Source organism: Elioraea rosea, assembly GCF_007644105.1.
Classification (GTDB): Bacteria; Pseudomonadota; Alphaproteobacteria; order Acetobacterales; family Acetobacteraceae; genus Elioraea_A; species Elioraea_A rosea.
Genome location: NZ_VFAC01000004.1, coordinates 36,127 through 61,784, shown reverse-complemented (window position 1 = coordinate 61,784; position 25,658 = coordinate 36,127). Strand labels below are relative to the sequence as shown.

Annotated in this window: 28 protein-coding genes and 1 pseudogene; 16 read left to right on the top strand and 13 right to left on the bottom strand. The window is 70.0% G+C overall.

Features of this window, described 5'->3' with window-relative positions; all coding sequences use genetic code 11:
- Positions 1-36 precede the first annotated feature (36 nt).
- From FIF60_RS04685 to FIF60_RS04665, 5 genes are all read right to left on the bottom strand, one after another.
- Entirely contained in the window at positions 37-471 is a 435-nt protein-coding gene (locus FIF60_RS04685) for a phasin family protein (protein ID WP_144184361.1), read from the bottom strand.
- Between the two features lie 171 nt (positions 472-642).
- Positions 643-1,269, bottom strand: coding sequence for a TetR family transcriptional regulator (locus FIF60_RS04680; protein WP_144184359.1), 627 nt, complete (start codon positions 1,267-1,269; stop codon positions 643-645).
- Between the two features lie 25 nt (positions 1,270-1,294).
- Positions 1,295-2,095: a pyrroline-5-carboxylate reductase gene (proC, locus tag FIF60_RS04675; protein ID WP_144184357.1), complete on the bottom strand. Its 801-nt coding sequence runs from the start codon at positions 2,093-2,095 to the stop codon at positions 1,295-1,297.
- Between the two features lie 35 nt (positions 2,096-2,130).
- Entirely contained in the window at positions 2,131-2,634 is a 504-nt protein-coding gene (locus FIF60_RS04670) for a type III secretion system chaperone family protein (RefSeq protein ID WP_144184355.1), read from the bottom strand.
- A 198-nt stretch (positions 2,635-2,832) separates the two neighbouring features.
- Positions 2,833-3,144: an accessory factor UbiK family protein gene (locus FIF60_RS04665; protein WP_144184353.1), complete on the bottom strand. Its 312-nt coding sequence runs from the start codon at positions 3,142-3,144 to the stop codon at positions 2,833-2,835.
- A 125-nt stretch (positions 3,145-3,269) separates the two neighbouring features.
- On the opposite strand from FIF60_RS04665, the gene rfaD reads away from it, so the two are divergent.
- The 7 genes from rfaD to FIF60_RS04630 all read left to right on the top strand — a co-directional run bounded on the left by rfaD (position 3,270) and on the right by FIF60_RS04630 (position 10,096).
- Positions 3,270-4,250: an ADP-glyceromanno-heptose 6-epimerase gene (gene rfaD / locus FIF60_RS04660; protein WP_144184351.1), complete on the top strand. Its 981-nt coding sequence runs from the start codon at positions 3,270-3,272 to the stop codon at positions 4,248-4,250.
- 10 nt (positions 4,251-4,260) lie between these two features.
- A complete protein-coding gene (locus FIF60_RS04655; protein WP_144184349.1) occupies positions 4,261-5,145 on the top strand; it encodes an alpha/beta hydrolase in 885 nt (294 codons plus the stop codon).
- On the top strand, positions 5,145-5,945 hold the full coding sequence (gene lgt, locus FIF60_RS04650; RefSeq protein ID WP_144184347.1) for a prolipoprotein diacylglyceryl transferase: 801 nt from the start codon (positions 5,145-5,147) through the stop codon (positions 5,943-5,945). The genes FIF60_RS04655 and lgt overlap by 1 nt, the downstream gene beginning before the upstream one ends.
- Entirely contained in the window at positions 5,942-6,973 is a 1,032-nt protein-coding gene (locus FIF60_RS04645; protein ID WP_144184345.1) for a class I SAM-dependent methyltransferase, read from the top strand. Before lgt ends, FIF60_RS04645 begins: the two co-directional genes overlap by 4 nt.
- Positions 6,970-7,737, top strand: coding sequence for a peptidoglycan editing factor PgeF (pgeF, locus tag FIF60_RS04640; RefSeq protein WP_144184343.1), 768 nt, complete (start codon positions 6,970-6,972; stop codon positions 7,735-7,737). The genes FIF60_RS04645 and pgeF overlap by 4 nt, the downstream gene beginning before the upstream one ends.
- Before the next feature lie 242 nt (positions 7,738-7,979).
- Positions 7,980-8,861, top strand: coding sequence for a hypothetical protein (locus FIF60_RS04635; protein WP_144184341.1), 882 nt, complete (start codon positions 7,980-7,982; stop codon positions 8,859-8,861).
- A 302-nt stretch (positions 8,862-9,163) separates the two neighbouring features.
- Positions 9,164-10,096, top strand: a complete 933-nt coding sequence (locus tag FIF60_RS04630) for a ribose-phosphate pyrophosphokinase (RefSeq protein WP_144184339.1) — start codon at positions 9,164-9,166, stop codon at positions 10,094-10,096.
- Positions 10,097-10,111: 15 nt separating this feature from the next.
- On the opposite strand, the gene FIF60_RS04625 is transcribed toward FIF60_RS04630, so the two are convergent.
- Positions 10,112-10,651: a DUF924 family protein gene (locus FIF60_RS04625; protein WP_144184337.1), complete on the bottom strand. Its 540-nt coding sequence runs from the start codon at positions 10,649-10,651 to the stop codon at positions 10,112-10,114.
- A 92-nt stretch (positions 10,652-10,743) separates the two neighbouring features.
- On the opposite strand from FIF60_RS04625, the gene FIF60_RS04620 reads away from it, so the two are divergent.
- The 6 genes from FIF60_RS04620 (at position 10,744) to ychF (ending at position 15,058) form a co-directional block, all read left to right on the top strand.
- Positions 10,744-11,367 carry a glutathione S-transferase family protein gene (locus FIF60_RS04620; protein ID WP_144184335.1) on the top strand — a complete coding sequence of 208 codons (624 nt, stop codon included), beginning with the start codon at positions 10,744-10,746 and terminating at the stop codon, positions 11,365-11,367.
- Positions 11,367-11,999: a glutathione S-transferase family protein gene (locus FIF60_RS04615; RefSeq protein ID WP_144184333.1), complete on the top strand. Its 633-nt coding sequence runs from the start codon at positions 11,367-11,369 to the stop codon at positions 11,997-11,999. The genes FIF60_RS04620 and FIF60_RS04615 overlap by 1 nt, the downstream gene beginning before the upstream one ends.
- On the top strand, positions 11,999-12,565 hold the full coding sequence (locus FIF60_RS04610; protein WP_144184331.1) for a histidine phosphatase family protein: 567 nt from the start codon (positions 11,999-12,001) through the stop codon (positions 12,563-12,565). The genes FIF60_RS04615 and FIF60_RS04610 overlap by 1 nt, the downstream gene beginning before the upstream one ends.
- A gap of 94 nt (positions 12,566-12,659) precedes the next feature.
- A complete protein-coding gene (locus FIF60_RS04605; protein ID WP_144184329.1) occupies positions 12,660-13,316 on the top strand; it encodes a 50S ribosomal protein L25/general stress protein Ctc in 657 nt (218 codons plus the stop codon).
- A gap of 58 nt (positions 13,317-13,374) precedes the next feature.
- Positions 13,375-13,953 (top strand): aminoacyl-tRNA hydrolase, encoded by a 579-nt coding sequence (gene pth / locus FIF60_RS04600; RefSeq protein ID WP_144184327.1) that lies wholly within the window; start codon positions 13,375-13,377, stop codon positions 13,951-13,953.
- A 10-nt stretch (positions 13,954-13,963) separates the two neighbouring features.
- Positions 13,964-15,058, top strand: a complete 1,095-nt coding sequence (gene ychF, locus FIF60_RS04595; protein ID WP_144184325.1) for a redox-regulated ATPase YchF — start codon at positions 13,964-13,966, stop codon at positions 15,056-15,058.
- Here the strand turns inward: ychF and FIF60_RS04590 are convergent.
- The 6 genes from FIF60_RS04590 to FIF60_RS04565 are packed head-to-tail and all read right to left on the bottom strand — an operon-like array spanning position 15,048 to position 21,199.
- The gene (locus FIF60_RS04590; RefSeq protein ID WP_144184323.1) at positions 15,048-15,515 is read right to left on the bottom strand and encodes a YHS domain-containing (seleno)protein; all 468 of its coding nucleotides are present in this window, start codon (positions 15,513-15,515) and stop codon (positions 15,048-15,050) included. The two genes, ychF and FIF60_RS04590, sit on opposite strands and share 11 nt — an antisense overlap.
- A 54-nt stretch (positions 15,516-15,569) precedes the next feature.
- Positions 15,570-17,243, bottom strand: a complete 1,674-nt coding sequence (gene mdoH / locus FIF60_RS04585) for a glucans biosynthesis glucosyltransferase MdoH (RefSeq protein WP_144184321.1) — start codon at positions 17,241-17,243, stop codon at positions 15,570-15,572.
- Between the two features lie 44 nt (positions 17,244-17,287).
- The gene (locus tag FIF60_RS04580) at positions 17,288-18,790 is read right to left on the bottom strand and encodes a tripartite tricarboxylate transporter permease (protein ID WP_144184319.1); all 1,503 of its coding nucleotides are present in this window, start codon (positions 18,788-18,790) and stop codon (positions 17,288-17,290) included.
- The gene (locus tag FIF60_RS04575; RefSeq protein WP_158639061.1) at positions 18,791-19,261 is read right to left on the bottom strand and encodes a tripartite tricarboxylate transporter TctB family protein; all 471 of its coding nucleotides are present in this window, start codon (positions 19,259-19,261) and stop codon (positions 18,791-18,793) included.
- Complete coding sequence (locus tag FIF60_RS04570) at positions 19,254-20,228, bottom strand: Bug family tripartite tricarboxylate transporter substrate binding protein (protein WP_144184315.1); 975 nt, start codon at positions 20,226-20,228, stop codon at positions 19,254-19,256. The genes FIF60_RS04575 and FIF60_RS04570 overlap by 8 nt, the downstream gene beginning before the upstream one ends.
- Complete coding sequence (locus FIF60_RS04565) at positions 20,225-21,199, bottom strand: Bug family tripartite tricarboxylate transporter substrate binding protein (RefSeq protein WP_144184313.1); 975 nt, start codon at positions 21,197-21,199, stop codon at positions 20,225-20,227. Before FIF60_RS04565 ends, FIF60_RS04570 begins: the two co-directional genes overlap by 4 nt.
- 147 nt (positions 21,200-21,346) lie before the next feature.
- Here FIF60_RS04565 and FIF60_RS04560 point away from each other — a divergent pair, with 147 nt between their 5' ends.
- The gene (locus FIF60_RS04560) at positions 21,347-22,159 is read left to right on the top strand and encodes an aldo/keto reductase (protein ID WP_144184310.1); all 813 of its coding nucleotides are present in this window, start codon (positions 21,347-21,349) and stop codon (positions 22,157-22,159) included.
- Positions 22,160-22,278: 119 nt separating this feature from the next.
- On the opposite strand, the gene FIF60_RS04555 is transcribed toward FIF60_RS04560, so the two are convergent.
- Positions 22,279-23,670 (bottom strand): DUF1254 domain-containing protein, encoded by a 1,392-nt coding sequence (locus FIF60_RS04555; protein WP_204251111.1) that lies wholly within the window; start codon positions 23,668-23,670, stop codon positions 22,279-22,281.
- A gap of 274 nt (positions 23,671-23,944) precedes the next feature.
- On the opposite strand from FIF60_RS04555, the pseudogene FIF60_RS04550 reads away from it, so the two are divergent.
- Positions 23,945-24,190: pseudogene (locus tag FIF60_RS04550) on the top strand (transposase); the annotation flags it as partial.
- A gap of 460 nt (positions 24,191-24,650) precedes the next feature.
- Positions 24,651-25,439, top strand: a complete 789-nt coding sequence (locus FIF60_RS04545) for a class I SAM-dependent methyltransferase (protein ID WP_144184306.1) — start codon at positions 24,651-24,653, stop codon at positions 25,437-25,439.
- Positions 25,440-25,658: the final 219 nt, after the last annotated feature.

Genomic DNA, 25,658 nt, shown 5'->3' with positions numbered 1-25,658 from the left:
ACGCCGCTCCCGTATCCGTAGATCGGACGGTCTCGCTCAGTTCTTGGAGGCGGCCGCCATCATCGCCTTCACCTCGTCGAGCGACTCGGCGACGCGCTTGTTCAGCACGCCCAGCGTCTCGCCCGAGACCTTCTGCACCATGTCCTGCAGCTCACGCATGTTCTGCATGGCCTTCTCGTAGCCGGACTTGAACATCTCTGCCTGCTTCGCGGCCTTGGCCTGCGGCGCGTCGGCAGAGGCGATCGCCTTCATGGCCTCCGTCAGGTCGGCCATCGTCTGCTGCATGATCTCCATGTTGCGCTTGGCGACCGCCTGCATGCCCTCGATCGCGAGCTTGTTCGCGGTGGACAGCGTCTCGATGTTCTTGCGCTGGGCAGCGACCATCGCCTCGACGTCGACATGGGGCAGCTTGAAATCGGCCATAACCTTGGCGAGGTCCATGTCGAACATGGGCTCGGGCTTCTTTGCCATGACTGTTGGTCCTTGTTGCGTGGCTCCGTGGGCGTCGCGGGGCGGCGCCGAACCGGGGGGCAGGGTGCCGCGGCCGTCTCGGCCGCCTGACCGTCTAGCGGCCCGATAAGGCCGGGTCAAACCCTATTGTGCGGTGCAGTATAACGCCTTGGGGGCGCGCCGCGCCGAGGCTCAGGCGGGCGTCGGTTCCTCGGCCTCGCTGGCCGGTTTCGGGGTCGATCCACGCGCCGCGAGAAGCGGCTCGAGCGTCCGTGCGAGCCCCTCTGCCCGGTCGAGCAGCCGGTCGAGCGCGGCCATCGTCGCGCCCATGTCGGCGGTGTCGTCCTTCGCCCAGGCGCGGAAGGCGGCGAGCCAGAGGGCGAGAAGCGCCTTGGCGCGAAGCTGCCCGGCGATGCCCGTCGCCGGCAGCCCTGCCACCTCGAGCATCCAGGCCATCGAGCGCACCGCCGCCGGAGCGCCGGCAGCGAGAAGGCACGGGTCGCCCGGCGCGGCGCGGGCGACGGCAAGGACGCCTGCGCGATGCGGCTGAAGCACGTCGAAGCGGCGCATCAGGACGTCGAACAGCCGCTCGCGCGCTGTCTCGCCCGTGGTTTCCGTTGCCGCCACCGTCACGTCGATGATCGTGCCGAAGCGGAGCAGGATCGCCTCGCGGCATGCGAAGCGGGCGCGGAGCGCGGCGAGCGTGCAGCCCGCCTCCTCCGCGATGGCTGTCATGGTCACGGCAGACCACCCGTCGCGGCCTGCGACGGCGAGCAAGGCTGCGGTGACGTCCCGGTCGAAGCTGTCGATGGCTGTCATGCAGGGAGGATAGACCGGCCCGTGCCTATCCTGCGAGTTCCCGTGACCGCCGCGTCGCCGCAGCGATCGCGCGCTTCATCAGCGCGGGCCATGCATCCTCGGCCATCAGCACGGCGAGCGCCTCGGCCGTCGTGCCGCCCGGGCTCGTGACGTTCTTCCGGAGTTGCGCGGCGTCGTCGGTGCTCGCGGCGAGGAGCGCGCCGGAGCCCGAGACGGTTTCGCGCGCGAGAAGCCGCGCGAGGTCGCGCGGGATGCCTTCGGAAACGGCCGCCTCCTCCAGAACCTCCGCCAGCAGGAACACATAGGCCGGGCCGCCCCCCGAGACGGCGGTGACCGGGTCGATCAGCGATTCGCGATCGACCCAGGCCACCTTGCCGACGGTGCCGAGCAGCTCGTCACAAAGCGTCCTCTGTGCCGCCGTCACGCCTTCGCCGGCGAAGCAGGCGGTCACGCCCTTGCGGACGGAGGCTGGCGTGTTCGGCATTGCACGCACGATGCGGGCTTCCGCGCCGAGCATCCCGGCAAGGCCCGCGACGGTCTTGCCCGCCATGATCGAGAGATAGACGGCCGAGCGGGCGAAGCGCGCGTAGATCGGCACGACGTTGGCCGCTTCCTGCGGCTTGACCGCGAGCACGACGGCAGAAGGCGCGAGCCCGCCCGGCAGGTCCTCGGGCACCGCGACGGCAGCGACCAGGCCAGGCGTCCGCGGGACCGGCGCCTTCGGCTCGACCACGGCGACCTTGCGGCCGGCCTCGAGCCAGCCGGCGAGCATCGCCCCACCCATCTTGCCGCAGCCGACGAGCAGGACCGGACCCGCTTCTGCCATCTCTCCCCCCGTTCAGCCCGGCATCACGACGCCGATCACGCTTCTCCGGCGCACTCCAGCATCGCCGCGGCGAGCGCATCGGCCGGGCCCTTGCCGCCCCACAGCACGAACTGGAAGGCGGGGAAGAAACGCTCGCACTCCGTCACGGCGATGTCGACCATGTCCTCGAGCGCCTCGACGGACAGCCCGCCTGCGCCGCGAAGCAGGACGGAGTGGCGGAACACCGGCGTGTTCTCCTCGGCCCACACGCCGAAATGGCCGAGCCAGAGCTTCTCGTTGGCGAGCGCGAGGAGTTCATGCACGGCGGCCCGGCGCGCGGCGGGAACCTTGAGGTCGAACGCGCAGAAGAAATGCATCGCGCTGATCTCGGCGCACCAGGAGAAGTGCAGGGTGTAGTCGCACCATTTTCCCGGGACCTCGACGGCCATCTCGTCATCGCCGCGACGGTCGAACGGCCAGTCATTGGCCGAGACGATCTGTTCGAGAAGGTCGAGCGGGTTGGCGGTATGGGCGTCTCGGAGGGCGAGGCGGTCGGTCATGGCCGCGTGCTCCCTGTCCTGGAGTTATATCGCACGGCCGCGGCATGTGCCGCGGGATGGTGACGGGCCCAGGGTGACTGGGCCGAAACCCCGACATCTTGTTGCCGGCGAACCCCTTTCACACCAACAATAGATTACGGGGTGAGGCTGCCGCGCCGCAAGGACCGTCTTCGCGGCTGGCGCGATGTCACCGACCCGTCACTCCTCCTCGGCAGCCGGCGGTGCCGGCTTCTGCGCGCGCGCCGGCTTCGGCTCGGGGCGCGTTTCGAGCAGGGCGATGCGGGATTCGAGCGCGCCGAGCCGCGCTTCGAGCGCCGCATGCTCGGCGAGCGCGCGGTCGAGCAGGTCGCGCAGGACATCGACCTCCTCTCTGCTCGCGAGGGCAAGGCGCTGGGCCATCTCGTCGGTGCCGGAGCGGACGAGCTCGCCGAGCTCCCTCCGCAATCCTGCGAGCGCCGAGAAGGCGCCGCCGGCCACGCCCGCCAGATCGTCCGCCACCTTGCCGCGCATCGCTCGCTCCTCTCCGTGCGGGGCGGCGCTTGCTTGCGGCGCCCTCGGCCCGGACCCTATAACCCCGGCCGGTCCATGGACAACTCGCGTCTTCGGGACACCACGCGTCGTCGACAGGGGACAGGATGCATCTCGTCACGGGCGGGGCCGGCTTCATCGGCTCGAACCTCGTCGCGGCGCTCGCCGCGCGCGGCGAGGAGGTTGCGGTGTGCGACCGGTTCGGCTCCGACGACAAGTGGCGCAACCTCGCCAAGCACCAGGTCGCCTCTTTCATCGCGCCAGAGCAGCTCCCGGCCTGGCTCGAGACGGCGCCGAAGTTGAAATCGGTCCTGCACATGGGTGCGATCAGCTCGACGACCGAGCGCGACGCCGACCTGACGATCGCGACCAACATCACCCTCAGCCTCGCGCTCTGGTCATGGTGCGCCAAGGCCGGCGTGCCGTTCATCTACGCGTCCTCGGCCGCAACCTACGGAGCGGGGGACCAGGGCTTCGAGGACGATGCCGCTCCGGAATCGCTCGCGAAGCTCCGCCCGCTCAACCTCTATGGCTGGTCGAAGCACGCCTTCGACAGGCGGGTGGTCGATCTCGTCCGGCGCGGGCGGCCGCGCCCGCCGCAATGGGCGGGGCTCAAGTTCTTCAACGTCTACGGCCCGAACGAGTACCACAAGGGCCACATGATCTCGGTGGTCAAGCGCAAGGCCGAGGAGATCGCCGCGGGCGGCCCGGCGACGCTGTTCCGCTCCGACCGGCCCGACATCGCCGACGGCGCGCAGGCGCGGGACTTCGTGTGGGTTGGAGACTGCGTTTCGGTGATGCTGTGGCTGCTCGAGACGCCCGGGGTCTCCGGCCTGTTCAATCTCGGCACCGGCAAGGCCAGAACCTATCTCGACCTCGCGCACGCGGTGTTCGCAGCGATGGGGCGGGCGCCCGACATCCGCTTCATCGACATGCCCGCGAGCCTGAAGGGCCAGTACCAGTACTTCACCGAGGCGCGGATGGACCGGCTTCGCGCCGCCGGCTACCCCGGCCAGTTCACGACGCTCGAGCAGGGCGTCGAAGCCTACGTGAAGCGCCACCTCGCCTCGGACGATCCCTACGCATGAGCCCCGACGCATGAAGGGGGGCCGTGCCGCGCTTGCCGGCCTCTCCCTGCTTCTCGCCGCCGGCTGCTCGGGCGTCGATGCGCTCAACGCGATCACGCCCGACGAGGGCACGCGCCGCATCGAGGGCCTCGCCTATGCCGAGGGCCCGCGCGGGCGGCTCGACCTCTACCTGCCGCCCGATGGCGTGACGGAAGAGACGCCGCTCATGGTGTTCTTCTACGGCGGCGGCTGGAGCGGAGGCGCGCGGGAGGATTTCCGCTTCGTGGGTCAAGCCTTCGCCGCGCGCGGCTGGCTCGTCGCCATCCCCGACTACCGGCTCGTGCCGGAGGTGACCTTCCCGGGCTTTGTGGAAGACGGGGCCGACGCGGTCGCGTCCCTGCCGACGCTTCTCGCCGCGAACGGCATCGCGCCCGAACGGCGCCTTGTGCTCGCCGGGCATTCCGCCGGGGCGCATCTCGCCGCGATGCTCGCGCTCGACCCACGCTTCCTCGGCGAGCACGGCCTCTCTCCGTGCCGCAATGTCGCGGCCTTCCTCGGTCTCGCAGGACCCTACGACTTCCTGCCTGGCACGGGGCGGACGGTCGTCGAGGCCTTCGGGCCGCCGCCGCAGGACCTCGCGGGCGAGCCGATCAGCCATGTCGGGAGAGGCGCGCCGCCGTCGGTCCTGATGACCGGCACGGCGGACGTGACGGTGCTGCCGCGCAACGCGCAGGTGCTTGCCGCGGCGCTGGCCAATCTCGGCCGTCCGGTGCGCCTGCACGAGTACCGGGGCGTCGGCCATGCCGACCTCGTCGCCGCGCTCGCCGTGCCGCTCCGCCACATCGCGCCGGTGCTCGATGACGCCGATGCGGGCCTGCGCGCGATGCTTGCCGAACCCGCACGGGGCTGCCCGTGATGCTCGGCCTCGTCGCCTTCCCGAGCATCGACCCGGTTCTCGTCTCGATCGGGCCCTTCGCGATCCGCTGGTACGCGCTCGCCTACATCGTCGGCATCGTCTCGGGCTGGATGATCATGCGCCGCCTCGGCCCGGCCCCGCCGCCGGTGGCGACCCGCGAGCAGGTCGACGATTTCCTCACCTGGACGGTGCTCGGCATCATCCTCGGCGGGCGGCTCGGCTACGTCCTGTTCTACCGGCCCGGCCACTACCTCGCGAACCCGCTCGAGGCGCTGATGGTGTGGCAGGGCGGCATGAGCTTCCACGGCGGCATGCTCGGCGTCATCGTCGCCATCGTCGTCTATTGCCGTCGCCAGGGCATCGACATGCTCGCCTTCGGCGACAGGGTCGCGACGGTCGTTCCGATCGGTCTGTTCCTCGGCCGCTGCGCCAACTTCATCAATGCCGAGCTCTATGGCCGCGCCTGGGACGGGCCCTGGGCGATGGTCTTCCCGACCGACCCGCTCGGCATCCCCCGCCACCCGAGCCAGCTCTACCAGGCGACGCTCGAGGGCCTCGTGCTCTTCGCGGTTCTAGCAACGCTCGCGCGCCGCGAGGATATCCGCGCACGCCGCGGCTTCCTCGGCGGCGCCTTCCTCGCTGGCTATGCGATCGCGCGGATCATCGGCGAGTTCTTCCGTGAGCCCGATGCCTTCCTCGGCTTCCTCGCCTTCGGCGCGACGATGGGCCAGCTCCTGTCCCTGCCGATGCTGGCGATCGGTCTCTGGATGATGGCGACGAGCGGCAGAAGGCGGGCATGACGGCGGCGGCCATCCGGGCCGAAATCGCCGCCACCGGCCCGATGCGACTCGACCGGTTCATGGCGCACGCCAACGCCGCCTACTACGCCAGCCGCGACCCGCTCGGCGCGCGGGGCGATTTCGTTACGGCCCCCGAGATCACCCAGGCCTTCGGCGAGCTCCTCGGCGTCTGGGCGGTGACGGTCTGGCAGGCGATGGGGACGCCGACGCGCCTCGTCCTCGCCGAGCTCGGGCCGGGGCGGGGAACGCTGATGGAGGATGCGCTCCGCGCCATCGGCCGCGTCGCGCCCGGCTTCCGCGCCGCGCTTTCGCTGCATCTCGTCGAGACGAGCCCGGCGCTGCGGGAGATCCAGCGCGTGCGCCTCGGCGAGGCGACCTGGCACGAGACGGCCGAGGCGCTTCCGGAAGGGCCGATGATCCTGATCGCCAACGAGTTCCTCGATGCCCTGCCGATCCGCCGCTTCTTCCGTGCCGGCGAGGCCTGGGTGGAGCAGGCGGTGACGCTGGCCGAGGGTCGCCTCGCCTTCACCGCCATGCCCGCCGCCCCCCCGCCCGACATTGCTGCAGCAGGCGGCGGCGAGGTGTGCGAGGCCGCGCGCGCGCTCGCGGCGCTGCTCGGCACGCGGCTCGCCCGCGAGGGCGGCGCGGCCCTCTTCATCGACTACGGCCGCGCGGACGAAGCGACGCAGGACAGCCTCCAGGCCGTGCGCGGCCATGCGCGGGCCGACCCGCTCGCCGAGCCAGGGGAGGCCGACCTCACCGCCCATGTCGATTTCCGCGCCTTCGCCGCCCCGGCGCGCGCCGCTGGAGCCGCCGTGCAGGGACCCGTGCCGCAGGGCGAGTTCCTCCGCCGACTCGGCCTGCCGGAGCGAACGGCCATCCTCTGCCGCAACGCCCTGCCCGCGCAGGCCGCGCTGCTGCAGTCTGGCGCGCGGCGGCTGATGGACGCGGACGCGATGGGGCTTCTGTTCAAGGCGATCGCGCTTTGCGACCCTCGGCTTCCGCCCCTTCCGGGATTCGCCGCATGACCGTTCCCTCGCTCACCCACCCCGTGCTCGACGGGCTGCCGCATGGCTTCTTCACCCGCGCGGGCGGGGTGTCGGAGGGCCAGTTCGCGAGCCTGAACTGCTCGCTGTCGGGCAAGGACGACCCTGAGGCCGTGGCGGAGAACCGCGCCCGCGCCGCGGCCGCGCTCGGGCTCGGCGCGCAGGCGCTCGTTGGGCTTTTCCAGGTGCATTCGCCCGATGTGGCGGTGCTCGACGAGCCCTGGGGCGCGGATGCGCGGCCGAAGGCCGACGCGGTCGTCACACGCCGCCGGGGCCTCGCGCTCGGCATCGTCACGGCCGATTGCGTGCCGGTGCTGTTCGCCGATGCCGAGGCGGGCGTGATCGGCGCGGCCCATGCCGGCTGGCGCGGCGCCTTCGCGGGCATCATCGAGGCGACCGTCGCGGCGATGGAGCGCCTCGGCGCGCGCAGGGGGCGCATCGCGGGCGTGATCGGCCCCTCGATCCGCCAGCCGAGCTACGAGGTGGACGACGCGTTCCACGCACAGTTCCTCGCCGCGGACGCGGCCAATGCTCGTTTCTTCGCCGCGGGCCGGCGGCCGGGCCACGCGCAGTTCGACCTCGCCGGCTACTGCGACGCCGCGCTCGCCGCCGCCGGCGTGGAGCGGCGGGCCACGGTTCCGGCGGACACCTTCGCCGAGACCGACCGCTTCTTCAGCTACCGCCGCGCCACGCTCGAAGGTGCGGGGCCGATCGGGCACCAGCTCTCCGCCATCGCCCTGGATTGAAGAGTTGGGCCCGGCGCGACCGGATGAACTGGGCCGGGCGGCGTGCTAGAGCAGCGCCCGACCTGATGGAACCAACGCTGGTTCCATCAGGTCGGGCTAAGCTGCTCTACCCGTTTATGGTTCTAGAGCACGACCTTCCGATCGATTGTTTCCAATCGATCGGAACGTGCTCTAAGGGAGGCGCGCCATGCCCTATGTCTGGATGTTCGTCCTCCTCCTGCTCCTCGGGATGCTCGCGACCTGTGCGCTCTAGGCCCGGCCTTCTCTCGATCCTTCTCGCGCTCCTTCTGCTCGGCGGCTGCGTGCAGCTGCCGATGCCGTTCGAACCCGGCTCGAGCCCCTCGCCCTCGCCACCCTCGCTCGTCCGGCCCCCGCCGGCGCGCATCGTCGTGCCGCCGCCCTCCTCGGCCGGGCTGACGGAGGACCGGGCGAAGCAGTTCGCCGAGGCGCTCGCCGCGGCACTTCAGGAGCTCGAGATCCCCGCCACCGCCGCTGGCATTCAGAACCCGCGCTACAGCCTCCTGGTGAACGGCGCGGCCGAGGCGGGCCAGGTGCGGCTGACCTATTCGCTCGCCGGCCCCGACGGAAAGCCGATCGCCCAAGCGGGCGGACCGCGGGCCGTTCCGGCCGGCGCGTGGGCCGGCGCGTCGCGCGACACGCTCAAGACGACGGCGACGGAGGCGGCGCCGGCCATCGCGCGCATGCTCGCGACCGTCGATGCCCGCCAGCGCGAGGCGACGACCGAGCAGCTGGCCGAACGCCTGCCGAGCGCCGGCGTCGTGCCGATCACCGGCGCGCCGGGGGACGGCGCCCGCTCGCTCGACCGCGCCATCCGAAACGCGCTCGGCCGCGAGGGGGTCGTTGTGGCCGATCCGGGCGCGCCGGCCGAGTTCTCGGTGGCGGGGCAGGTCGTGGTCGCCCCCGTCGCGCGCGGGCAGGAGCGCGTGGAGATTACCTGGGTCGTCTCCCGGGCAGACGGGCTCGAGCTCGGCCGCGTCGCGCAGCTCAACGAGATCCCCCGCGGCTCGCTGAACGGCTTCTGGGGCGACGTGGCGGTGATCGTGGCCGACCAGGCGGCGCAGGGCGTGGCCGAGGTGATCGCCCGCTACCGCAACGGCGAGTAGCCGCGCAGCGAGTAAGCGCGCGAACTGCGCGCCGCGCCTTATGGCGCGAGCCAAGCCCGCGGAGCGGGCGCCCGGCGACTGAGGGCATGGATGGACCATGCGCGAACTGCGCGCCGCGCCTTATGGCGCGAGCCAAGCCCGCGGAGCGGGCGCCCGGCGCTTGAGGGCATGCGATGTCCTTTGGGGCATGCAATGTCCCTCCGCCGGTTTACACCCAATCGTCACGTTGCTACGAAGCCCGCGCCGCGTTCCTGCCTCGTCCTGACATAGCGACCGCACACTGCCTGGGGGTTCCGCCTGCGATGAAGATCGTCGCCTGCAACTCGAACCGCCCGCTCGCCGAGGCGGTCGCGACCGCGCTCAACCTGCCGCTCACCAAGGCCTCCGTCCGCCGCTTCGCCGACATGGAGGTGTTCGTCGAGATCCACGAGAACGTGCGCGGCGAGGACGTGTTCGTCGTGCAGTCCACCTCCTATCCGGCGAACGACAATCTGATGGAGTTGCTGATCACCCTCGATGCGCTGCGCCGCGGCTCGGCGCGACGCGCCACGGCGGTGATCCCCTATTTCGGCTATGCGCGGCAGGACCGGAAATCGGGGCCCCGCACGCCGATCTCGGCCAAGCTCGTGGCGAACCTGATCACCGAGGCGGGGGCCGACAGGGTGCTGACGATGGATCTCCACGCAGGGCAGATCCAGGGCTTCTTCGACATCCCCGTCGACAACCTCTTCGCCGCGCCGATGTTCGCCGGCGACATCCGTGACCGCTACAAGGGCCAGGACCTGATCGTCGTCTCGCCCGACGTCGGCGGCGTCGTCCGCGCGCGGCAGATCGCCACCCGGCTGAACTGCGACCTCGCGATCATCGACAAGCGGCGCGAGCGCGCGGGCATCTCGGAAGTGATGAACGTCATCGGCGAGGTGGACGGCCGGCACTGCATCCTCGTCGACGACATCGTCGATTCGGCCGGCACGCTCTGCAACGCCGCCGAGGCACTGATGAAGAACGGCGCCACCGGCGTCTCCGCCTACGTCACGCACGGGGTGTTCTCCGGCGGCGCGGTGGCACGCGTGGCGGCGAGCCCGATCGGCATGATGACGACGACCGACAGCATCCTCGCCACCGAAGCCGTACGTGTTAGCCACAACATCCGACAGGTGACGATCGCCCCGCTTCTCGCCGAGGCGATCCGCCGCATCAGCGAGGAGAGCTCGGTCAGCAGCCTTTTCTGCTGACCGCCGCCACGCCTCTCACCCCCTGAACCCGCCCGCATCGAGGAACGCCTGCTCTTCTGCCGTCGTCTCGCGCCCGAGCATCGGGTTGCGGTGCGGGAAGCGGCCGAAGCGGCGGATGATGTCGCGGTGCCCGCGCGCGTGGCCAGCCGGTTCCTCTCCGAGCGGGGTGATGAGCGCGACCGCCCGCTCCTGCGCGGCCATGTCCTCCGCGTGGCAGTATGGAAGGTAGAAGAAGAGGCGAAGCTCGGGCCCGGTCGCCTGGTCATGTCCTGCCGCGATCGCGCGGTCGGCGAACATGCGCGCCAGCGGGTCGGTCGCGTACATGTGGCCGGTGCCGCGGAAGCAGTTGCGCGGGAACTGGTCGAGCAGCAGGAGAAGCGCGAGCGCGCCCTCCGCCGTCCCGCTCCAGTCGTCGTGCTGCCGTGCCGCCGCCTCGAGGTGAAGCGCCATGAAGCGGTAGCGGAACAGGGCATCGAACGCGTCGTCGCGCGCGAACCAACGCTCCGGCCCCGCCTCGCGCCAGAACAGGACGAGGCTTTCGGCGGTTTCGGTCATTGTCTCTCCTCTTGCGTGGCCGACACTCCCTCTCCATCGTGCGCCGCGGTTTCGATCCTATTTCCGTCCCACCGGCAAAGGTCCAAGAAACGATGAAGCTCTTCTACAGCCCGGGCGCCTGCAGCCAGGCGGTGCATATCTCCCTCTACGAGAGCGGCCGGCCCTTCGAGGCAGTGCGCGTGAACCTCAAGGAGGGCGAGCAGTTCAAGCCCGAGTTCCTGAAGATCAACCCCAAGAGCAAGGTTCCCGCGATCGTGCGCGACGACGGCTCGGTGCTCACCGAATGCCCCGCGCTGCTGTTCTGGGTTGCGCGCACGAGCCCCGGCGCCGGGCTGCTGCCCGTCGATACGGAGGAGCAGGCTCGCGCGCTCGAGTGGATGAACTTCATCTCCGGCAGCCTGCACAATGGCGGCTTCACCCGCATCCTTCGCGCCGAGCGCTTCGTGGGCGACCCCGCGCATGCACCGGCGGCGGCCGAGAAGGCGAAGGAGGACACGGTGAAGTACCTCAAGATCGCCGAGGAGATGCTCTCCGGCCGCGACACGGCGCTGAGGTCCGGCCACTCGGTGGTCGACAACTATCTCTTCGTGATGGCGCGCTGGGTTCCCCGCTCGGGCAAGGAACTGGCCGACTTCCCGAACCTCAAGCGGCTGCATGACCGGGTGGCCGCCCGCGAGGGCACGAAGAAGGCGCTCGCTGCGGAGGGGCTTGCCTGATGCCGCGCCCCGTCCTCTGGACCAGCATGCGCACCACGGGAACCGTGGCGCGGCTCATGCTGGCCGAGGCGAGGATCGACCACGAGACGCGCTTCCTCTCGCTTGGCGCGGGCGAGCACCGCAAGCCCGCGTATCTCGCGGTGAACCCCAAGGGCCAGGTTCCGGCCCTCGCGCTCGAGGACGGCAGCGTGCTGACCGAGAACATCGCCATCGCGCTGCACGTCGGCCTCTCCGCCCCGGATTCGGGGCTCGTGCCGGCCGATCCGCTCGCCATGGCACGGACGGTCGAGTGGCTGTCCTGGGGCGTCTGCACCATCGTGACGGCCTGGCAGCCACGCTTCATGCCCGGCCGCTTCACCGACGGCGGCGAGAGCGCGGAGGCCGCGCTGGCCGAGGCGGCGACAGCGCGCGCCATGAGCGCGCTCGACATCGCCGAGGCGGCGCTGGAGGGGCGCGAGACGCTGCTCGGCGACAGGCCGACGGCAGCGGACCTCATGCTCTTCTTCAACACCACCATCGCCGCGCGGCTGGGTCTCGCCGATGGCCGCTGGCCGAACCTCGCGGCGCATCGCGCGCGCATCGCGGCGCGCCCTGCGGTTGCCCCCATCCTCGCCGAGGAGGGCCTTGCCTGATGGCGCTCACCCCTGTCGCCTTCTGGTTCCTTCGCCACGGCGAGACCGACTGGAACGCCCGGATGCTCAGCCAGGGCAACGTCGACATTCCCCTGAACGCGCGGGGCATCTCCCAGGCCGAGGCGGCTGCGAAGGCGCTGAAGGGGCGCGGCATCTCGACCATCATCCACTCGCCCCTGGGCCGGGCCCGGCATACGGCGGAGATCGTCGCGGCCGAGCTCGGCCTGCCCATCGCAATGGATGAAGACCTGCGCGAGAGCGCGTTCGGCAGTCACGAGGGCCAGCCCATGGCCGAGTGGTTCGCGGAATGGATCGAGGAGCGCTTCACGCCGCCGGGCGGCGAGCCCTTCGGTGCGCTGCGCACCCGCGCGGTGGGGGCGGTGAACCGGGCCCTCGCCGAGCCCCCGGCCGTGCTGCTCATCGGCCACGGCGCGTTCTGGCGCGCCATCCGCTCGGTCATCGGCCTGCCGGCCAATGTGCGGACACCCAATGCCACGCCGCTCTTCGTCGAGCCGCCAGCCAATGGTGTGGCCGCCTGGACGATGACGGTGGTCAGCCCCGACTGAGGGCAGCCTTGTCTTTCCTGGCCGTTTCCCTTATGCACCGCCCCGCGCCGGCACCCCTGGAGGCCGGCGCTTCTCTTTCGCGAAGGAGCCTATGATGGTCGAGGTCGTGACGATCGAGGCCGTGGCGCGCGAGCGGGCCGGTAAGGGGGCGGCGCGTGCGACACGGCGTGAGGGGCATGTCCCCGCGGTGATCTACGGGGCGAAGCAGACCCCGCGCCTGGTGGCGCTCGATCCCCGCATGGTGATGCGTGAGCTGCACAAGGCCGGCTGGCGGTCCCGCCTCTACGACGTGAAGGTCGGCGAAGTTACCGAGCGTGCCCTGCTCCGCGACGTGCAGTTCCACCCGGTGACAGACCGGCCGGAGCATGTCGATTTCCAGCGCCTTGCGGCGGGTCAGGAAATCCGCGTCGGCGTCGAGGTGGTGTTCCTCAACGACACGGCCTCGCCTGGCCTGAAGGCCGGCGGCGTGCTGAACGTCGTCCGCCACGAGGTCGAGGTGTACTGCACGCCCGAGACGGTGCCCGAGAAGTTCGAGATCGACCTCACCGGCCTCAACATCGGCGATTCGATCCACTGGAGCGCGGTGAAGGCGCCGGAAGGCGTCCGCCCGGTGATCACCGATCGTGACTTCACGATCGCGACGATCGCCGCGCCGACCAAGATGGCCGAGGCCCCGGCCGCCGAGGCTGCGCCGGCCGCCGCTGCGGCCGCGGCTCCGCCTGCCGCCGCCAAGCCCGCCGCCAAGAAGTAGTGCATGAGCATCCGCCGCTCCCCGTGACCCGGGGGGCGGCGCATGCCGCGGGGGCGTGATGCGGCTCTGGGTCGGGCTCGGCAATCCTGGGCCGGAATACGCCCGGAACCGGCACAATATCGGCTTCATGGCGCTCGAGGCGATCGCCGCGCGGCACCGTTTCTCGCCCTGGCGCGCGCGCTTCCGCGGCCAGTTCTGCGAGGGCACGATAGCGGGGCAGAAGATCCTCGCGCTCAAGCCCGAGACCTTCATGAACGAGAGCGGCACGTCGGTGCAGCCGGCGGCCTTCTTCTACAAGCTGAAGCCCGAGGCCATCACCGCGTTCCATGACGAGCTCGACCTCGCGCCCGGCAAGGTGCGGGTGAAGAAGGGCGGCGGCGCGGCCGGGCACAACGGCCTCCGCTCGATGGACCGCCAGCTCGGCAGCCAGGACTACTGGCGCGTCCGCCTCGGCATCGGCCATCCGGGGCAGAAGGAGCGGGTGCACGGGCACGTCCTCGGCAACTTCGCTTCCGGCGACCGGGAGTGGCTCGAGCGGCTGCTCGACGCGGTGGCCGAGGCCGCGCCGCTTCTCGCGGAGGGGCGTGCGGAGGATTTCATGACGCGGGTGGCGCTCCTCACCCAGCCTGCCTCGTAGAGGGACCGACATGGGTTTCAATTGCGGCATCGTCGGCCTGCCGAATGTCGGCAAGTCGACGCTCTTCAACGCGCTCACCGCCACCGTCGCGGCGCAGGCCGCGAACTACCCGTTCTGCACGATCGAGCCGAACGTGGGCCGCGTGGCCGTGCCCGATCCGCGCCTCGAGACGCTCGCGAAGATCGGCAAGAGCGCGAAGGTCGTCCCCACCAGCCTCGAGTTCGTCGACATCGCGGGCCTCGTGCGCGGCGCCTCGAAGGGCGAGGGGCTCGGCAACCAGTTCCTCGCCAACATCCGCGAGGTCGATGCCATCGTGCATGTGCTGCGCTGCTTCGAGGACAGCGACGTGACGCATGTGGACGGCTCGATCGACCCGATCCGCGATGCCGACACGGTCGAGACCGAGCTGATGCTCGCCGACCTTGAGAGCCTCGAGAAGCGCCTGCCGCAGCTCCAGAAGAAGGCGCGCGGAGCGGACAAGGAAAGCGTGGCGCAGGTGGCGGTGATCGAGCCGATGATCGCCACGCTTGCCGCCGGAAGGCCCGCGCGTACCGCGGTCGCGCCTGGCCAGGAGGCGACGGCTCGCGCGCTCGGGCTGATGACGACCAAGCCCGTTCTCTACGTGTGCAATGTCGAGGAGGCGTCGGCCGCGAGCGGCAACGCGCTGAGCGAGCGCGTGGCCGCGATGGCGAAGGAGAAGGGCGCGGCGCATGTCGTCGTCTCCGCGGCGATCGAGGCGGAGATCAGCCAGCTCGCCGAGGCCGACAAGGCGGAGTTCCTCGCGGGGCTGGGTCTCTCCGACAGCGGGCTCGACCGGGTGATCCGCGCCGGCTACGGGCTGCTTGGGCTCATCACCTACTTCACCGTCGGCCCGAAGGAGGCGCGGGCCTGGACCATCGTGAAGGGCACCAAGGCGCCGCAGGCGGCAGGTGTGATCCACGGCGATTTCGAGCGCGGCTTCATCGCGGCAGAGACGATCGCCTATGACGACTACGTCTCGCTCGGCGGCGAGGTTCCCGCCAAGGAAGCCGGCAAGATGCGCGTCGAGGGCAAGGAGTACGTCGTCCGCGATGGCGACGTGATGCTGTTCCGCTTCAACGTGTAATGGCGAGCCTCGGCCAGTTCGTATCGGCCTTGGCGACGTTGCCGGGAATGTCGCGCTCCCAGTCGCGCTGCACCTGGGCGTTGTAGTTGAGGTAGAGCCGCCCCTCGACGATCCGCCAAGCCCGGGGGTCGATGGGCGCTGTGTAGCCCTGCGCGACCGCCCAGGCGCAGAATCCGCCATAGGCAGGCGCGTAGCGCTCGGGCTCTGCCGCGAAGGCGTCGCGGTTCTCGGCACTCGCGAAGCGCCAGGTCGCGCCGCGCCACGCATGGGTGAACTCACGCCGCCCGGCGATGGGGCGACCCTCCCTGAAATAGGCGACCACGTCCGTGCCGCGCACGGCCACGCCATCCTCGGCAAACACGGTCCGCTCGGCCTTCGCGTCGCGCGCGAGCGCGAGGCCGGCCAGAAGGGCGAGCACGGCACGCCGGTGAAGCTCACGCCGGTGAAGCTGGGGCATCGTCGGTCTCCTCCACGGTCCCGCCCTCGTTTCGCCGGCGGCGAGGAGAAGGTTTCACCCCACCAGGGGCGGAAACGGCGAGGCGGGGTCGCGCTCCTCCGGGATCGCGGCAAGGCCGCTACGCACCATCGCCTCACCCCGCGCGGGATCCGACGCCCACACGCAGAGCGGCACGGCGAGCGCGAGGCCGCCGAGGAAAGGCAGCGCCCAGAGGAACGGCACGAGGCCCGCGGCGGCAAATCCAGCGAGCCCCGCGAGGCCGGCGAGGCTGTGCCACCAGAGGCCGCGCACCGCCTCGCCCCAGCGCACTCGGGTGTCCTCGCGCGCCTGCGGCGCCCAGCCGATGCGCCGCCCGAACGCCATCGCCACCATGCCCGCCGTCTGGTTCACCGCGCGGATCGCCTCGAGGGCGAGGCCATGCACGAACTCGACGGCAACGCCGCGCGCGAGTGCCGCACCTCCGCCCCAGCGCGCGCGCTCCGCCGGCTTGAGCGCGACCTCGAGCGCGCCGAGCAGCTTGTGCGAGAAATAGGCGAGCAGGTAGGCAAGCGTCGCCGCGAGCGCCCAGCCCCGATCGACCGCCGCAGCAGGGTTTGACGACAGCGCGTTGCCAAGCGCGGCGAGGGCCGCGAGAACGCCGAGCGGCGCCCAGGCGAACAGCATGATCGCGAAGACGAGCTGCACGCGCCCGACCAGCGTGAACAGGGGCAGCCGCAAAAGCGAGAAGTACTGCAGGTTCCCCGCCATCCAGCGTATGTCACGCTGCAGGAACGACAGCAGCGTCGGGGGGTTCGCCTCGTAGCTGCCGCACTCGCGCGGATCGAGCCGCACGTCGAACCCCGCGCCGCGCAGCAGCGCCGCCTCGACCTGGTCATGGCTCAGGATCGCGGCCCCGTTCGGCAGCCTCGGCAGCTCGGCATGTGCGGCGAAGGGCGCGACGCGGATGATCGCGTTGTGTCCCCAGTAGGGACCATCCGGCCCCTGCCACCAGGCGATGCCTGCGGCGTAGGCGCGCATGCCGTGGCGCATGCCGAACTGGAACAGCCGCGGGAACGGCAGCAGCGCGGGCCGCGCGACGATCAGCGTCTGGATCAGCGCCGTGCCGGGATTCGAAGCGATCAGCCGAGCGAGGGCGAGCACCGTCTCGGCCGTCATCACGCTGTCTGCGTCGAGCGTGATCATCGCCTCGAAGCCGACCGAGCGATGCTTCACGAACTCCATCACGTTGCCGGCCTTGAAGCCGGTGTTCTCGCTTCGCCTGCGGTATTGGATGCGCGCGGCATCCGCCCGTGCCGAGCGGAACCGCTCGACGGAAGCTGCCTCGGCCTCGGCCTGTGCGCCGTCCGGCGTGTCGGACAGGATGAACAGGGCGAAGTGGTCTCCCTCCCCGGCGAGACCGTCGAGAAGCGGCGCGACGCGTGCGAGCGCTGCGTCGGTGTCCTCGTTGCGGATGCAGAGAAGGAGCGCGGTGCGCGCCGCCACCTGTCCGCGCGCCACGCTAGGCCAGACGGCGCGAAGCGTGTCGCGGGAGAGGAACAGCACGAGCGCGCCGATGAGCGAGGAGGCCGCCATGTTGCCGACCCACGGGCTCGTCACCGCGAGCGAGCCCCAGAGCACCGCTTCCCACGCCGTCCACCCACCCGCTGCGAGGGCGTGCCACAGCAGCCACAGCGGCAGGGCTGCGAGGGCAAGGGCGAGGGCGAGATAGACGAGGCGGCGGATGATCATGCCGCGCGCTCTACCTCGCGATCATGGCGGCGGGTTGGCGCGCCTCAGGCGCGCGCGCGTTGCTGCGTGGCGACCCAGGCCGACCACAGCTTCGGGCCGAAGGCGAGAAGCAGCGCGACGACGAGGAAGGAGGCGCTGATCGGGCGGGTGATGAAGGTCGTGACATCGCCCTGGCTGATCGTCAGCGCCTGGCGGAAGGCCTGCTCGGCGAGCGGGCCGAGGATCATGCCGATGACGGCCGGTGCCACGGGGAAGTCGTAGCGCTTCATGAACAGCCCGACGATGCCGACGCCGTACATCACGAGCAGGTCGATCACCGAGTTCGACACGCCGTAGGATCCGATCGTGGCGAAGACGAGGATTCCGGCATAGAGCTGCGGCGTCGGGATCTTCAGGATCTTCACCCAGAGCCCGACCAGCGGCAGGTTCAGGATCAGCAGCATCACGTTGCCGACATAGAGGCTCGCGATCAGGCCCCAGACGAGATCGCCCTGCGTCACGAACAGCATCGGCCCGGGCTGGATGCCGTAGCTCTGGAAGGCAGACAGCATGATCGCCGCCGTCACCGAGGTCGGCAGGCCGAGCGTCAGCATCGGCATCAGCACGCCCGCGGCCGATGCGTTGTTCGCCGCCTCCGGCCCCGCCACGCCCTCGATCGCGCCGTGGCCGAACTCCCCCGGGTTCTTCGAGAGCTTCCGCTCCATGTAGTACGAGAGGAACGTCGGCAGTTCCGACCCGCCTGCCGGGATGGCGCCGAAGGGGAAGCCAATGCAGGCGCCGCGCAGCCACGGCTTCCAGGATCGCGCCCAGTCCGACTTCGAGAGCCACAAGCTGCCCTGCACGGGCAGGATCTCGTCCTCGCCGTGCTTGCGGCGTGTGGCGAGATGCAGCGTCTCTGCCACCGCGAACAGGCCGACGGCGACGATCGTCACCTCGATCCCGTCGAGGAACTCGATCATGCCGAAGGTGAAGCGTGGCTGGCCCGTCTGCAGGTCGACGCCGACGATGCCGAGAAGAAGCCCGAGGAACAGGCAGGCGAGCCCGCGCAGCGCGGAGGCGCCGAGCACGGCGGAGACCGCGACGAAGGCGACGACCATCAGGCTGAAGTACTCAGCCGGCCCGAGCTTCAGCGCGAGCTCGACGACGACGGGGGCTGCGAAGGTGAGCGCCAGCGTCGCGATCGTTCCCGCGACGAAGCTCCCGATCGCGGCGGTCGCGAGCGCGGGCCCTGCCCGGCCCGCGCGCGCCATGCGGTGGCCTTCGAGCGCGGTGATGATGGTCGCGCTCTCGCCCGGCGTGTTCAGGAGGATCGAGGTGGTCGAGCCGCCATACATCGCGCCGTAGTACACGCCAGCGAACAGGATGAAGGCGGAGGTCGCCGGCACCTGGAAGGTGATCGGCAGAAGCAGCGCGACCGTCAGCGCCGGGCCGATGCCTGGCAGGACGCCCACGGCCGTACCGAGAAAGCAGCCGACGAAGGCGAACAGAAGGTGGGTCGGCGTCAGTGCGGTGGCGAATCCGCCTGCGAGCGCGGCAAGCGTATCCATTCAGATGAGGTCCTGGAGAATGCCGGCGCCGATGTTCACGCCGAGCAGCTTCTCGAACCCGTAATAGGACCCGAAGGCGATGACGAGGCCGATCGCCGCGTCACGCAGGAAATTGGTGCTGCCGAAGCCGCGCGCGACGCAGGCGAACAGGGCAGTCGCCGCGAACACGAAGCCCGCCGTGCCGATCAGCGCGGCATTGGCGGCAAGCCCCGCAGCGACCCAGGCGAGGGAGCGCCAGTCGACCGTCAGGCTTTCCTCGACGCCGAAGCCCGTGCGCAGCGCCTGCACGAGAAGCAGCACGGCGATGACGAGAAGGCAGGACGAGGCGATCCAGGGAAACAGCGTCGGGCCCACGCGGGCATAGATCGGCGAGGTCGGGATCACCGCGGTCTGCCACAGCGCGCCGAGCGCGATGACGACGAGCGCGACAGCGCAGGCGACCTCGCCCGCAATCGGCCGGTGCCTAGGCAAGCCCGAGATCCTTCAGCACCGCCTCGGTGTCTGCGATATCCTTCTCGACGAAGCGTGCGAAGGCCTCGCCGGCGAGGAACGCATCGGCCCAGGCGCGGGTGCGGAGGATCTCCTTCCACTGCGGCGTGGCGTGGATCGCGCCCATGAGCGAGGCGAGCGCCTGCTGCTGCGCCGCCGTGGTGCCCGGTGCGCCGAACACGCCGCGCCAGTTGGCGAGCGTGACGTCCACGCCCTGCTCGCGCAGCGTCGGGATGTCGGAGCCTTCGCCCTCGAGCCGCGTCTCGCCGGAGATGGCGAGCGCGCGCAGCCTGCCCGCCTTGATCTGCTCCGAGAACTCCGAATAGCCGCTGATCGAGGCCTGAACCTGCCCGCCGAGCACCGCGGCGATGTTTTGCCCGCCTGCCTGGAAGCCGACATAGGAGGCGTCGCGCGGGGAGCGCCCGAGCGCCTTCAGGATCAGCCCGAGCATCACATGGTCGATCCCGCCGGCGACGGACCCGCCGATCGGCACCGCGCCGGGGTTCGCCTTCAGCGCAGCGGCCAGCCCCGCGAAGTCGCGATACGGACTGGCCGCAGGCACGACGATCACGCCTGCCTCTGAGGTCAGCCGCGCGATGGCCGGAACGTCACGCACCGTGACGGAGGATTTCCCCGTAATGCCCGTGCCGAGCATGATCGAGCCGCCGACGATCAGCGCATTGGCCTGGCCGCGGCGCTGGTTGACGAAGCGTGGCAGGCCGACCATGCCTCCGCCTCCGCCCACGTTCTCGAACTGGAACGACCCGACCAGCCCCGCGGTGCGTGCCGCCTGCTCGATCGCGCGGCCCGTCAGGTCCCAGCCGCCGCCTGGCGCGGCAGGGACGAACACGAACAGGCTGTCGAACCGCTGCTGCGCCCACGCCGCGCCGAGCGCGGGGAAGGCCAGCGCCGCGCCGAGGGTGGCCCGGCGGCCGAGAGCGAGGCTCACGCGAGACCGAGGTCCTTCAGGACCTCTTCCGTCGCGGCGATGTCCTGCTTCAGGTAGGCGCCGAACGCATCGCCGGTGAGGAACGCATCGTCCCAGGCGCGGGTGGTCAGGATCTCCTTCCACTGCGGCGTGGCATGGATCGCCGTCATCAGGTCGATCAGCGCCTGGCGCTGCTGCCCGTTCAGCCCAGGCGGGCAGAACACGCCGCGCCAGTTCGCCGCCGTGACGTTGATGCCGAGTTCCTTCAGCGTCGGGATGTCGGTGCCCGCGATGCGCTTCTCTCCGGTAGTTGCGAGGGCGCGCATCCGCCCCGCCTTCACCTGCTCGGAGAACTCGGAGTAGCCCGAGATGCCGGCGCCCACCTGGCCGCCAAGAATCGCGGCATTGGCCGGGCCGCCGCCGGCGAAGGCGACGTAGGAGGCCTCGCGCGGGTTGCGGCCGAGCGCCTTCAGGATCAGGCCGAGCGCGATATGGTCCGTCCCGCCTGCCGAGCCGCCGCCCACCGGCACAGCGCCCGGGTTCGAGCGGAACTTCGCCGCGAGATCGGTCCAGCTCTTGACCTCGGAGTTGGCCGGCACGACGACGACGCCCGCCTCCTCCGTCAGCCGCGCGACGGGCTGGACGTTGGCGATGGTCACCGGCGACTTGTTGGTGATGCCGGCGCCCACCATCACGCTACCGCCCACCATCAGCGCGTTCGCCTGGTTGCGGCGCTGGTTCACGAAGCGCGGCAGGCCGACCATGCCGCCCGCGCCGCCGACATTCTCGAACTGGAACGAGCCGACCAGCCCGGCCTGGCGCGCCGCCTGCTCGATGGCGCGGCCCGTGCCGTCCCACCCGCCGCCGGGGCCGGCGGGGACGAACATGAAGATGCTGTCGAAGCGCTGCTGCGCCCGGGCCGGACCGCCGACCAGGGCTGCCCCGGGGATGAGGGCGGCGGCGGCGAGGGCGTGGCGTCGCGACATTGTCATGGCGTTCTCTCCCGAGCGGAACGAGGCTATTGGCGGCGAGCCTAGATCACCTTCAGGGGAAAGGGAAACGGCCGGTTTCGGCCAGTGCGGGTTGACCGCGGGGCCATCCCCGCAGAGGGTTCGCCTGCCAGAACGGGAGCCCCTCGCATGCCGATCATCCAGACGCCGCACCTGTCGATGCCGAAGCTTGGCCTGGGCACCTGGCCGATGAAGGGAGAGGAGTGCGCCCGCGCCGTCGCCTCCGCGCTCGAGATCGGCTACCGGCACATCGACACGGCCGAGATGTACGACAACGAGGAGGCGGTGGGGCAGGGCATCCGCGACGGCGGAGTGCCGCGCGAGCAGGTGTTCGTCACCACCAAGGTGTGGTGGGAGAACCTCGCCGCGCCAGACCATGCGTTGGAGCAGAGCCTGAAGCGCCTCGCGCTCGACTATGTCGACCTCTTCCTCATCCATTGGCCGAACCCCGCCGTGCCGCTCGCGCCGACGCTCGCGATGATGGCGGTGCTGAAGGAGCGCGGCCTCTGCCGCGCCATCGGGGTCGCGAACTTCACGCCGCGGCTGTTGCGCGAGGCGATCGCGACCGGCGCGCCGATCGCGGCCAACCAGGTCGAGTACCACGTGATGCTGGGGCAGGACCCGCTTCTCTCGATCTGCCGCGAGAACAACCTGGCGCTGACGGCCTACTCGCCGCTCGGCAAGGGCGGGCTCACCGATGACCCAGCGCTCGCGCGCATCGCCGCGAAGCACGGGGTGACCGGCCCGCAGGTCGCGCTCGCCTGGCTCGTCGGGCAGGAGGGCGTGTCGGCGATCCCGAAATCGTCACGGCCGGAGAACCAGCGCGCGAACCTCGCCGCCCTCTCCCTCACGCTCGACGACGAGGACCGCGCAGCGATCGCCGCGCTGCCGAAGGACCGCCGCTTCGTGAACCCGGCCTTCGCGCCCGATTGGGGGAGCTAAGCGGTTGTCTCGAAATGCCAGCGTAATGGCTGCTTGCGACGCTATGCGGACATACGCTCAGCACGGGCTTCGGCGCATCGGCGCCGCCCGTAGCACTTTGCCCGCCGCCGTCCCCCGCTTCAGCCCTGGAGTTCGATGTCGCCGGGCTTCCAGCTCTTGTCGAACCAGGGCTGCAGCGGGCCGTAGAGCCTGAGGATCATGAACCACGACTTGCCCGGGATGGTCTGCACCCAGTTGCTCTCCTTCCCCGCCGGCGCGGTCGGGCCGAACCAGACATCCACCGAGCGGTCGGGATTCACCTGCAGGCCCGGATTCTGGCTGCTGACCGAGGGGAAGCGGTTGTCGGTCTGCAGCATGGACCGGGTCTGGGTGTCGTAGACGATGGTGGACCAGAAGGTCCGCACCGGCACCGGGCCCGGCAGGTGCAGGCGATAGGTCTTGCCGCCGTCCAAGGCGTTGCCTAGCGCATCCTCGGCCGTCCAGGGATAGGTCGAGCCCTCGCCCGCGACCTGCGTGTCCATCGCTGGCGTCACGCCGGTCGCCAGGAAGAAGAAGAACGCGCGCGCGTCGAGGTTGGCGACACCCGGCTGATGCAGGAACTGGTAGCCGCCCTGGAACGCGAAGCGCCAGCGGCGGTCGTTGAAGATGCGCGCCTCCGGATCGCGCGCCCGATAGGACAGCGCGCGGGCCGTCGCATCGCCGGCCACGGCGGCCTCCGTCAGGATGCGGCGCATGCGGGCGTCGGGCTGGAAGGGCTTGCCCTTCTGGATACCGATGGAGGCGAAGAAGCCGAGCGTGACCGGGTCGGACGCGTTGCTCGGTTCCACCTGGACCACGTCGTTCAGCATCTCCCAGAAGCGGAAATCGGACGGGCCGACCATGTTGAAGGGCCGCTCGGACATGTCCACGAAGGTCAGGCGCGGCGGATTCGCGGCGCGGGACAGCGGATAGATCTTGGTGTGGCGTTTCACCGATTCCACGGCGGGGCGGAAGTCGCCGTTGACGGGGAAGCTGCGCCAGGCGAGCCAGTTCTGGAAGGTCTTCGGGCGGACGATGATGTAGTCCTGCGGCACCGCCCCGCTGTGGCCCGGCGGCAGCAACAGATACTTGCCCCCGCGGCCACGATCGGCGCCGGTGATGCCGACATCGGCCACCCAGGAATAGAACATGTCGTTGATCAGGCCCAGCACGCCCGGCGGCACCTCGATCACCAGCGGGCCGCTGCGAAGGTCTACCCAGAACCAAGTGTAGGGCGTGTTGTTGTTGGCGGTCAGCTCGACCGTGCGGCTGTCCACGACCGCTTCCCAGATCGGCACCGTCAGGTTGATTGGGCCTACGCTGAGGATGGCGTCGCGATTTGCCGCCTGGTTCACGGCAGGCAGGGCAAGCAGGTAAGCCTGGAGGGCGCGCTGACGATCGAGATTGTCGTAGATGAGGCGCGTGCTGTCGGCATCCGGCACGCCGTCGAAGAAGTTCAAACGGCCGAAGCCGGTCTCGACCGTGGCGGGCATGACGACACCGGAGGGCATCGGCGTGGTGTAGCGGAATACCGGCGGGGCCGGTGTGCCGGTGAGGGGCTGCGCCAGCACCGCGCCGGGCCCGAATCCTCCACGAAGAGCGGCGGCGGCAGCGACAAGCGCGGCAAGCTCACGTCTGGTGGTCATGATGCGCTCCCCACGCTCGATCGGGCCGAGGAACGTATCGGCAAGGGTCGGCCTCGTCGATGACGCAGGTCAACCCGGTTCAGGCTGGCAGGCTAATCGCTTCCGACGGGTCGGTCAGAGGCGAGCGGGACGAGCGCGGAAGCCCTTCGTAGAACTCGCCTTCGCCGACGCGGGCTACGCGGGCGAGCGGGTCGCGGGCGCCAGCCCTATCCGCATCGAGATCGTCCGAAAGTCGCAGGGACAAGTCGGCTTCGCCGTTCACGCGCGCAGATGGGTGGTCGAGCGCTTCTTCGCGTGGATCGGCCGCAATCGCCGTCTTGCGAAGGACTTCGAGGCATCCGTCTGTTCGGCCGAGGCCTTTCTATAAGCTGCCTCCATCATGCTCTTGCTGCGGCGCCTTGGCCGTTGCGCATGAGATTCGAGACAGGCTCTAAGGCGCATACTCATGAGCGCGGGGCCACAGCCTGATTGACGCAGGCTGAACGAAGGCAAGATGGATGGCAGCCGGTTTGGTCGTGGCGCGCCACCCGGTGGCAGCGATCGATCGGGTTGAAGGACGCCGCCCGGCGCGCTGGGCAGCATTGGCTTGCTGCCGATTCCGGGACGGATGATTCCGGCTCTCCTATGGAAGCTCGAACCACGGTTCGCCAGCCGAGCTCAACTGGTCGTTGCCGGTCCGAAAAGGGTTCCGGGATACTCAGGTTGAGTTTAGTCGTGCCTGACCCCGAACAGTCATCACCGTGATCGGAATGTAGACGCCGAGGTTGTGTCCGGTTATCATTGGAGCCGACGTTCGTAAGCGCGCGAATACGCAGCGAGGTGACCGAATGTCCACCCCCACGATCAAGTTCGATGACGGCGCCGTCTATGAACGGATGATGGGCAAGTGGAGTGGACTGGCCGGACGCGCCTTCATTGATTGGCTCTCGCCCCCGCCGAATTTGCGATGGCTCGACATCGGGTGTGGCAATGGCGCGTTTACACAGGTTGTGGTCGAGCACTGCACCCCAATGACTGTCGAAGGCGTGGATCCCTCGGAAGGTCAGCTGGCCTTTGCACGAGAGCGGCTGGCGATACCCATCGCGAGGTTTCGACAGGGCGATGCAATGGCATTGCCGTTTGCCGATGGCACCTTCGATGCGGCCGTAATGGCGCTCGTCGTGTTTTTCATTCCCGACCCTGCCCGGGGCGTCGCTGAAATGGCTCGTGTCTTGCGCCCGGGCGGTCTCGCGGCCGCGTATGTCTGGGACGTCGTCAGCGGCGGCGGCCCGTCGGAGGCCATCATAAGCGAGATCGCGGGCATGGGGTTCACGCCACTACGGGCCCCTAGAGCGGAAGCCTCGACGCCCGAAGGACTACATATGCTGTGGACAGGGGCGGGTTTCGCCGACATCGAGGCGTGCGTTATTCGCATGCGACGAACCTTCGACGATTTTGACGACTATTGGTCCACTACGATCACGGCGCCCCATCTCGCTCCGATGCTCGCAACACTGGCGTCAGCCGACGTGACGCAACTCAAATCTCGGGTTCGTGAGCAGGTGCCTATCGAGGCCAGTGGGCGTGTTTCGATCGAGGCGCACGCCAATGCGATCGTTGGCCGTCGGCCAGGATAGGCCTGTCGATCGCTCTCCTGCTCCTCCACCCGACGCCGCCAACCTCTATGGTTGCCACGGGATTATCGGCGCGGCCGCCTGTCATCCTTTTCGGATCTGCAGCGATGTCCTCCTTTGCGCCGCTGCTTGGACAAGCGGACATCCATACACCTTCGCCGAGCTCCGAGACGGACTGGGTCCGCACCTAGCCGGGGCCGCGCCGCAGTAGGGTGCTGACAG

What these genes read in the sequence shown, in the direction of transcription:
- FIF60_RS04685 (WP_144184361.1), bottom strand. Translation starts at nt 471, where the DNA reads ATGGCAAAGAAGCCCGAGCCCATGTTCGACATGGACCTCGCCAAGGTT.
- FIF60_RS04680 (WP_144184359.1), bottom strand. Translation starts at nt 1,269, where the DNA reads ATGACAGCCATCGACAGCTTCGACCGGGACGTCACCGCAGCCTTGCTC.
- proC (WP_144184357.1), bottom strand. Translation starts at nt 2,095, where the DNA reads ATGGCAGAAGCGGGTCCGGTCCTGCTCGTCGGCTGCGGCAAGATGGGT.
- FIF60_RS04670 (WP_144184355.1), bottom strand. Translation starts at nt 2,634, where the DNA reads ATGACCGACCGCCTCGCCCTCCGAGACGCCCATACCGCCAACCCGCTC.
- FIF60_RS04665 (WP_144184353.1), bottom strand. Translation starts at nt 3,144, where the DNA reads ATGCGCGGCAAGGTGGCGGACGATCTGGCGGGCGTGGCCGGCGGCGCC.
- rfaD (WP_144184351.1), top strand. Translation starts at nt 3,270, where the DNA reads ATGCATCTCGTCACGGGCGGGGCCGGCTTCATCGGCTCGAACCTCGTC.
- FIF60_RS04655 (WP_144184349.1), top strand. Translation starts at nt 4,261, where the DNA reads ATGAAGGGGGGCCGTGCCGCGCTTGCCGGCCTCTCCCTGCTTCTCGCC.
- lgt (WP_144184347.1), top strand. Translation starts at nt 5,145, where the DNA reads ATGCTCGGCCTCGTCGCCTTCCCGAGCATCGACCCGGTTCTCGTCTCG.
- FIF60_RS04645 (WP_144184345.1), top strand. Translation starts at nt 5,942, where the DNA reads ATGACGGCGGCGGCCATCCGGGCCGAAATCGCCGCCACCGGCCCGATG.
- pgeF (WP_144184343.1), top strand. Translation starts at nt 6,970, where the DNA reads ATGACCGTTCCCTCGCTCACCCACCCCGTGCTCGACGGGCTGCCGCAT.
- FIF60_RS04630 (WP_144184339.1), top strand. Translation starts at nt 9,164, where the DNA reads ATGAAGATCGTCGCCTGCAACTCGAACCGCCCGCTCGCCGAGGCGGTC.
- FIF60_RS04625 (WP_144184337.1), bottom strand. Translation starts at nt 10,651, where the DNA reads ATGACCGAAACCGCCGAAAGCCTCGTCCTGTTCTGGCGCGAGGCGGGG.
- FIF60_RS04620 (WP_144184335.1), top strand. Translation starts at nt 10,744, where the DNA reads ATGAAGCTCTTCTACAGCCCGGGCGCCTGCAGCCAGGCGGTGCATATC.
- FIF60_RS04615 (WP_144184333.1), top strand. Translation starts at nt 11,367, where the DNA reads ATGCCGCGCCCCGTCCTCTGGACCAGCATGCGCACCACGGGAACCGTG.
- FIF60_RS04610 (WP_144184331.1), top strand. Translation starts at nt 11,999, where the DNA reads ATGGCGCTCACCCCTGTCGCCTTCTGGTTCCTTCGCCACGGCGAGACC.
- FIF60_RS04605 (WP_144184329.1), top strand. Translation starts at nt 12,660, where the DNA reads ATGGTCGAGGTCGTGACGATCGAGGCCGTGGCGCGCGAGCGGGCCGGT.
- pth (WP_144184327.1), top strand. Translation starts at nt 13,375, where the DNA reads ATGCGGCTCTGGGTCGGGCTCGGCAATCCTGGGCCGGAATACGCCCGG.
- ychF (WP_144184325.1), top strand. Translation starts at nt 13,964, where the DNA reads ATGGGTTTCAATTGCGGCATCGTCGGCCTGCCGAATGTCGGCAAGTCG.
- FIF60_RS04590 (WP_144184323.1), bottom strand. Translation starts at nt 15,515, where the DNA reads ATGCCCCAGCTTCACCGGCGTGAGCTTCACCGGCGTGCCGTGCTCGCC.
- mdoH (WP_144184321.1), bottom strand. Translation starts at nt 17,243, where the DNA reads ATGATCATCCGCCGCCTCGTCTATCTCGCCCTCGCCCTTGCCCTCGCA.
- FIF60_RS04580 (WP_144184319.1), bottom strand. Translation starts at nt 18,790, where the DNA reads ATGGATACGCTTGCCGCGCTCGCAGGCGGATTCGCCACCGCACTGACG.
- FIF60_RS04565 (WP_144184313.1), bottom strand. Translation starts at nt 21,199, where the DNA reads ATGACAATGTCGCGACGCCACGCCCTCGCCGCCGCCGCCCTCATCCCC.
- FIF60_RS04560 (WP_144184310.1), top strand. Translation starts at nt 21,347, where the DNA reads ATGCCGATCATCCAGACGCCGCACCTGTCGATGCCGAAGCTTGGCCTG.
- FIF60_RS04555 (WP_204251111.1), bottom strand. Translation starts at nt 23,670, where the DNA reads ATGCCCGCCACGGTCGAGACCGGCTTCGGCCGTTTGAACTTCTTCGAC.
- FIF60_RS04545 (WP_144184306.1), top strand. Translation starts at nt 24,651, where the DNA reads ATGTCCACCCCCACGATCAAGTTCGATGACGGCGCCGTCTATGAACGG.